Source organism: Micrococcus sp. LASM2_SD2, assembly GCF_057364565.1.
In genome coordinates this window covers 1-7,191 of the sequence record NZ_JBNFOB010000115.1, presented here as the reverse complement: position 1 = coordinate 7,191, position 7,191 = coordinate 1, and the positions used below count along the sequence as shown (strand labels likewise).

Below are 7,191 nucleotides of genomic sequence, written 5' to 3'. Positions count from 1 at the left end.
GGCCCGCTCGGCCGCGGCCCCCCGGGCGCGCACGCCGGAGCCGGTCCACGCGGCCTTGATGCCCTCGCCCCAGGAGCGGAAGGTGGCGCGGAAGCCGTGATGGAGGATCGGCTCCTCCACGATCCGGGCGGAGGCCTCGGCGATCAGCGCGGTGAGGATGATGACCAGGCCGGCGGCCAGGGGCTCGATCCACTCGGGGGCGTCCACCGGGACGAGGATCCGCATGATCACCAGCAGCGGCCAGTGCCACAGGTAGGCGCCGTAGGAGCGGCGGCCCCACCAGCCGAGGAAGTCCCCGGACAGGGCGCGGGAGAACGAGTCGCGGCGATGGCCCTGGACCACGTGCAGGACCAGCAGGGCCACGAGGGCGGACAGTGCCGCCAGCACGCCCAGGTAGGTGTAGGCGGCGGTGCCGTCCACCACGAAGAAGGCCACGGTCAGCACGGCCAGGCCGGCCCACGCGAGGACGGTGCGGAACGCGCCGGTGGACGGCTCGCGGCCGCCCTGCTCCGGGCGGGCCACATGGGTCAGCGCCAGCGCCACGGTGGCACCGAACAGCAGGCCGAAGGCGTGCGTGTCCGTGCCGAAGTACATGCGTGTCTGCGGAGCCCCGGAGAGCTGGCCGACGGCCATGCCCACGGCGGAGGCGATCGCCAGGGCCAGCACGATCGCCATGCGCGCGGCGTCGGCACCGCGTGCCGACCGGGCGGTGCCCCTCCTGGGCCAGCAGACCAGCAGGATGCCGAGGATCAGCAGGGGCCACACCACGTAGAACTGCTCCTCGATGGCCAGGGACCAGAGGTGCTCGAACAGGGGCGGGGTGGCGGCGTTGAAGTAGTCGTTTCCGTCCACGATCATCAGCCAGTTGCTGGTGTACGTGAGCGCGCCGAGCCATTCGCGCCGCAGTCCGGCGGGGAACTCGGAGACGGCGAGCCAGGCCAGGGCGGTCGAGCCCACGAGGGCGAGGATGAGCGCGGGGACCAGGCGGCGGATGCGGCGCATCCAGAACGAGCCGAGGTTCACACCGTGGCCGGAGTCGATCTGCCGGACCAGGCCGACGGTGATCAGGAATCCGGACAGCACGAAGAACATGTCCACGCCCACGAACCCGCCCGGGAACAGGGCAGGCCAGGCATGGAAGGCCAGGACGGAGAGCACGGCGATGCCGCGCAGGCCGTCCAGGGCCGGGACGCGACCGGGGCCCTTGCTCACACGGGTGCCTGGGCGGGGGGCAGGGGTGCCCTTCCCGCTGGCAGGGGTGGCCGGGGCGCCGTGCGTCCTCGCTGGGGAAGCGGTATGAGGACTCGACACAGTCCTCTAGCCTGAACCTTCCTCCCAGGTTTCGCCACCTGCGACACAGCCGCTCAGGTTGCGAATAGGTCTCGCCGCGCGGCGGGCACGCGGTGGAAGGGGTCTGACCCGCCGCGATCCGCGGTTCAGCGCGTTCCTGGGAGTCCGCTCAGAACAGTCCCGTGATGTTCCCCGCATCGTCCACGTCCATGCGGTCTGCGGCCGGGGACTTCGGCAGACCCGGCATGGTCATCACGGCACCGGTGAGGGCGACGACGAACCCCGCCCCCGTCTTGGCCGTCACCTCGCGGACGGTGATGGTGAAGCCCTCCGGGGCGTTCAGCGCGGTGGGGTCGTCCGAGAACGAGTACTGGGTCTTGGCCATGCAGACCGGCAGGTGGTCCAGCCCGCGGCGGGAGATCTCGGCGAGCTGGCGCTTCGCGGCCGCGGTGAACGACGCCTTCGCTCCGCGGTAGGTCTTCTGCACCACGGCCTGGATGCGCTCCTGGACGGTCATGCCCTCGGTCCACAGTCCGGTGAGCACCGGGGCGTCGTCGCCGGGGGCCGGCAGGGCGCGGGCCACGGAGCGGGCGAGCTCACGGGCGCCCTCGCCGCCGGAGCCCCACACGTCCGCCACGGCGCAGGCGAGGTCCTGCTCGCGGCACCACTGCTCGAGCCAGGCGAGCTCGGCGTCCGTGTCTTCGGCGAAGCGGTTCACGGCCACCACCACGGGGGCTCCGTAGGCCTGCATGTTCTCCACGTGGCGGGCCAGGTTGTCCACGCCGGTGCGCAGGGCGGCCAGGTGGGCGTCCTGGACCTCCTGCTCGTCCCGGCCGTCGCGCTCGGCGACCTTCGCCACGCCGGCCTTCACGTCAGCCAGCGCCATGCCGGACTGCAGCTTCAGGGCGCGGACGGTGGCGATCACAACCACGGCGGCCGGCGGGAACCCTCCGGCCACGGAGGTGATGTCCATGAACTTCTGGCCGCCGAGGTCCGCGCCGAAGCCGGCCTCCGTGACCACCACGTCCGCCAGGCGCTGGGCGGTGCGGGTGGCGATCACGGAGTTCGCGCCGTGGGCGATGTTCGCGAACGGGCCGCCGTGGACGAGCACCGGCGTGCCGCCGAGGGTCTGCACGAGGTTCGGGGCGATCGCGTCCCTGAGCAGCACCGCCATGGCGCCCTGGGCGCCGTGCGGGCCGATCTGGGAGGCGGTCACCGGCTCACCGGAGTACGTGGAGCCCACGGTGATGTTCCCCAGCCGCTCCTTGAGGTCCATCAGGTCCCGGGCCAGGCAGAAGACGGCCATGGTCTCGGTGGCCACGGTGATCTCGAAGCCGCCCTCGCGGGGCACGCCCTGGGTGCGGCCGCCGAGGCCGGTGACCACGTCCCGGAGGGTGCGGTCGTTCATGTCCAGGGCGCGCTTGAGGGTGGTGGTGCGCGGGTCGATGCCCAGCTCGTTGCCCTGTTGGATGTGGTTGTCCACGAGCGCGCAGAGCAGGTTGTGGGCGCTGGTGAGCGCGTGGAAGTCGCCGGTGAAGTGCAGGTTGACGGCCTCCATGGGGACCACCTGGGAGTAGCCGCCGCCGGTGGCGCCGCCCTTGATGCCGAACACCGGGCCCAGGGAGGGCTCGCGCAGCGCGGCCATGGCGGTGCGCCCGGCGATCGACGCCGGGGAGTCCTCCTCCTGCGCCACCAGGTTCAGGCCGTCCACCAGACCCACGGTCACGGTGGTCTTGCCCTCGCCGGCGGGGGTGGGGCTGATGCCGGTCACCAGGACCACGCGCCCCTGGCGCGGCGCGTCGATCGCGTGGACGTCCACCTTCGCCATATGGCGGCCGTACGGGATGAGCAGGTCCTCGTCGATCCCCGCGCGGGCGGCGATCTCGGCGATCGGGGCGGGCGTGTGGACGGCGGCGATCTGCGCATCGTTCATGCCCCCATTCTTCCACCGGTCCACGCACCCAGGGCGGGCGGCAGGCGGCGGGGGCGGGCCGTCGTCGCCGGAGGGGACGGGCGCGGCGGACGGGGCGGGGGCGGAGAGGTCGGCGTTGCTCACCCCGCCATCCTACGGACCGCCCCGGACAGGGTCCCGGGACGGCTCCGGGAGCATCCCGTGACGTCGCCGAGAGCTTCCCGGATACGCCCGCGGGCCGGACCGTGACGGTCCGACCCCGCGGGTCGTGACGGGCGTGGGCCCTGCTCAGCCGATCAGTGGTCGACCGCCTTCTCGGCGCCGACGCCGGTGAGCGAGCGCACCTCCATCTCGGCCTGCTTGTCCGGGTCCTCGAGGCGCTTCTCCGTGACGGAGCCGAGCCAGCCGAGGAAGAACGCCAGCGGGATGGAGACGATGCCCGGGTTCTTCAGCGGGAAGATCGCGAAGTCCGCGGTCGGGATCATCGAGGTCTCCGCGCCGGACATCACCGGGGACAGGGCGATCAGCACCAGGGCGGTGACCAGGCCGCCGTACATGGACCACAGGGCGCCACGGGTGGTGAACCCCTTCCAGAACAGGGAGTACACGATGGTCGGCAGGTTCGCCGAGGCTGCCACCGCGAACGCGAGCGCCACCAGGAACGCGACGTTCTGGCCCTGGGCGCCGATGCCGCCGAGGATCGCCAGGACGCCGATCACCAGCACGGTGCGGCGGGCAACCTTCACCTCCTTCTCCGGGGACACCTTCTCCTTGGCCAGGACCGAGGAGTAGATGTCATGCGCGAAGGAGGCCGCGGCGGTGATGGTCAGGCCGGCGACCACCGCGAGGATGGTCGCGAAGGCCACGGCCGAGACGATGCCCAGCAGCAGCGAGCCGCCGAGCTCGAACGCCAGCAGCGGCGCCGCGGAGTTCTGGCCGCCCGGTGCCTCCTGGATCCGCTCCGGACCGATCATGGCGGCCGCGCCGTAGCCGAGCACCAGGGTGCACAGGTAGAACAGGCCGATCAGGACGATCGCCCACACCACGGACTTGCGGGCCTCCTTGGCGGTGGGGACCGTGTAGAAGCGCATCAGCACGTGCGGCAGGCCGGCGGTGCCGAGCACCAGGGCCAGGCCCAGGGAGACGAAGTCCAGCTGGGACATGGTGGACGCGCCGTACTGCAGGCCCGGGTCGAGGATGGCCTCGTTGCCGCCGTGGGCCTCCACGGCGCCGCCCAGCAGGGCGGAGAGGTTGAAGCCGAACATGACCATCACCCACACGGTCATGATGATCACGGAGGTGACCAGCAGGATCGCCTTGATGATCTGCACCCAGGTGGTGCCCTTCATGCCGCCGACCAGCACGTAGAGGATCATGATGGCGCCCACGATCACGATCACGAGCGACTGGCCGAGCTTCGAGTCGATGCCGAGCAGCAGGGAGACCAGCGCGCCCGCGCCGGCCATCTGGGCCAGCAGGTAGAACAGGCAGACGGCCAGGGTGTTCAGGGACGCTGCGATGCGCACGGGGCGCTGGCGCAGGCGGAAGGACAGCACGTCGGCCATCGTGAACTTGCCGGTGTTGCGCAGCGGCTCGGCCACCAGCAGCAGGGCGACCAGCCAGGCGACGAGGAAGCCGATCGAGTAGAGGAATCCGTCGTAGCCGTAGAGGGCGATGGCACCCACGATGCCCAGGAAGGACGCGGCGGACAGGTAGTCGCCGGCGATCGCGGTGCCGTTCTGGGTGCCGGTGAAGGCACGGCCGCCAGCGTAGTAGTCCGCGGCGGTGGCGGTGTTCTTGGACGCCCGCAGGACGATCACCATGGTGGCGGCGACGAAGATGCCGAAGATCAGCATGTTCACCCACGGGGTGCCGACGGTGGCGCCGGCGAGCAGGGGCAGGGCGGTGCTCATCGGATCTCCTCCTCACCGTGGCGGCCGTGGCCGGCCTCGGCCTCGAGCCGCTCGCGCAGCGCGGTGGCGCGCGGGTCCAGCTTCTTGTTGGCGAACTGCACGTAGGCCGCGGTGATGGCGAACGTGGTGACGAACTGGAGCAGTCCGAGAACGAGTCCCAGGTTGATGTTGCCCATCAGGCGGATGGACATGACGTCGTGGAAGAAGGCGCCGAGGACCACGAAGAGGATGTACCAGACCAGAAAGGCCACGGTCATAGGCCAGACGAAGCTGCGGTGCGTGCGCCGCAGGTCGCCGAACTCCTCGGAGGTCTGTGCGGCACGGAACTGGGCCGGCGTGGGGGCCGGCCCCATCGTGTCGGGTGCGGACATGGACGTCCTCCTCATGGGGATGTGCGAGTGTCCGCATCATGTGATGCGGATCACGCCCCATGCTGGATCCATGTCGCCCGCCGGTCAAGGCGCCACGGAGATGTGACGCTTCTGTGACGCGTCCCACAGTCGGCCGGGCAGGCCTGGCGGTCGCCTCGAGCACCGCCCCGCGGCCCGCACGCACGACGACGGCGGGCCGCCCGGCACTGTCGGGCGGCCCGCGGTCGGGCTCGGGTCAGCGGCGCGAGAGGGTGATGCGCGCCTGGGCGAGGACGACCTCGTCCACCATCCCGCCCTCGAACGCGAAGGCACCCGGGTGGTGCTGCGCCTCGGAGAGGATCGCCTCGGCCCGGGCGACCTGCTCGTCCGTGGGGCGGTACCCCTCACGGACCACCGCCACCTGGTTCGGGTGCAGGCAGACGGTGGCGCGACAGCCGAGGGCCACGGCGTCCTCCACCTCGGCGGCCAGGCCCTCCGGGTCCTTGAGGTCCAGGTACACGGCGTCCCAGGCCGCGGCCCCGTGTGCGGCGGCGGCCAGCAGCACAGTGGAGCGTGCGTGGGCCACGGTGGCGCGGTACGCCCCGTCCGCCGTGCGGGAGGAGGTGCCGCCCATGGAGGCGACGAGGTCCTCGGCACCCCACATCAGGGCGGTCACGTGCGGGTGCGCGGCCAGCTCCGCGGCGGCGAGCACGCCCTTGGCGGTCTCGCAGAGCGCCACCACGCGGGTGTCCTCCCCCAGCGCCGCCACCAGGCCGTCCACCTGGGCGGCGGACTCGGCCTTGGCGAGCATGAGGGTGCGCCAGCCGGTCTCCTGCAGCATGGCCAGGTCCGCGGCATGGTCCTCGGCGTCCGCCGGGTTCACACGGACCACCACGCGGGCCGCGTCGATCCCGCGGGACTCGCGCTCGGCCCACGCGGCCGCCACGGCCTCACGGGCGGCCGGCCGGTCCGCGGCGGTGACGGCGTCCTCGAGGTCCAGGATCACGGCGTCCGCACGGTCCAGGGCCTTGGCGTACCGCTCGGGGCGGTCCGCCGGGGTGAACATGACGGCCGGCCCCAGGGGGCAGGCCTTCGCTGCGGTCTCGGTCATGGGAGTCTGCTCCTTCGCGGTCAGGATCCTTCGCGGTCTGGTTCGCCTGGCGCGGCAGGGACGCCGCCCGATCCCCGGGCGGCGTCCCCACGGCGTTCAGTCCTCGGACTTCGCGGCGCGGTGCGCCTGCTCGGTCCACATCAGGCAGGTGCGCTGGGCCCTGGCCACGACCTTGCCCTCCTGGTTCGTTCCCTCCAGGTCGAAGGTCACGATCCGCTGGCCGGGACGGGAGGAGGACTCCCGGATCGCGGTCACCGTGGACCGGGCGTAGAGCGTGTCCCCGTGGAACACCGGGTGCGGGAAGGAGATCTCCCCCAACCCCAGCTGGGCCACCAGGGTGCCCTGCGTCGTCTGGCCCACGGACAGGCCGATCAGCGTGGACAGCGTCAGCATCGAGTTCATCAGCGGCCGGCCGAACGGCTGCGCCTGCGCGAACGCATGGTCCAGGTGCAGCGCCTGCGGGTTCATGGTCAGCGTGGTGAACAGGACGTTGTCCGCCTCCGTGAGCGTGCGCCCCGGCCGGTGCAGGTACACCTGGCCGACCGCCAGCTCGTCCGCGTAGCGGCCGCGCTGCTCGATCACCTCGGGCTGCGGCTCCCCGCCGGGCGCCGGCGG

General features: G+C 72.0%; 6 protein-coding genes. All 6 read right to left on the bottom strand.

The annotated features are described in order from the left end of the window. Window positions 1–1,212: acyltransferase family protein (locus AC2W7A_RS07415; RefSeq protein WP_485990792.1), on the bottom strand; the 1,212-nt coding region annotated here is incomplete at its 3' end. A gap of 247 nt (window positions 1,213–1,459) precedes the next feature. Then, window positions 1,460–3,223, bottom strand: coding sequence for a formate--tetrahydrofolate ligase (locus AC2W7A_RS07410; RefSeq protein ID WP_485990791.1), 1,764 nt, complete (start codon window positions 3,221–3,223; stop codon window positions 1,460–1,462). 275 nt (window positions 3,224–3,498) lie between these two features. Continuing rightward, window positions 3,499–5,115 carry a solute symporter family protein gene (locus AC2W7A_RS07405; protein ID WP_485990790.1) on the bottom strand — a complete coding sequence of 539 codons (1,617 nt, stop codon included), beginning with the start codon at window positions 5,113–5,115 and terminating at the stop codon, window positions 3,499–3,501. Next, the gene (locus tag AC2W7A_RS07400) at window positions 5,112–5,486 is read right to left on the bottom strand and encodes a DUF485 domain-containing protein (RefSeq protein ID WP_485990789.1); all 375 of its coding nucleotides are present in this window, start codon (window positions 5,484–5,486) and stop codon (window positions 5,112–5,114) included. Before AC2W7A_RS07400 ends, AC2W7A_RS07405 begins: the two co-directional genes overlap by 4 nt. 235 nt (window positions 5,487–5,721) lie before the next feature. After that, window positions 5,722–6,576, bottom strand: coding sequence for an HpcH/HpaI aldolase/citrate lyase family protein (locus AC2W7A_RS07395; protein ID WP_485990788.1), 855 nt, complete (start codon window positions 6,574–6,576; stop codon window positions 5,722–5,724). Between the two features lie 96 nt (window positions 6,577–6,672). Then, on the bottom strand, window positions 6,673–7,158 hold the full coding sequence (locus AC2W7A_RS07390; RefSeq protein ID WP_485990793.1) for a MaoC family dehydratase: 486 nt from the start codon (window positions 7,156–7,158) through the stop codon (window positions 6,673–6,675). Window positions 7,159–7,191: the final 33 nt, after the last annotated feature.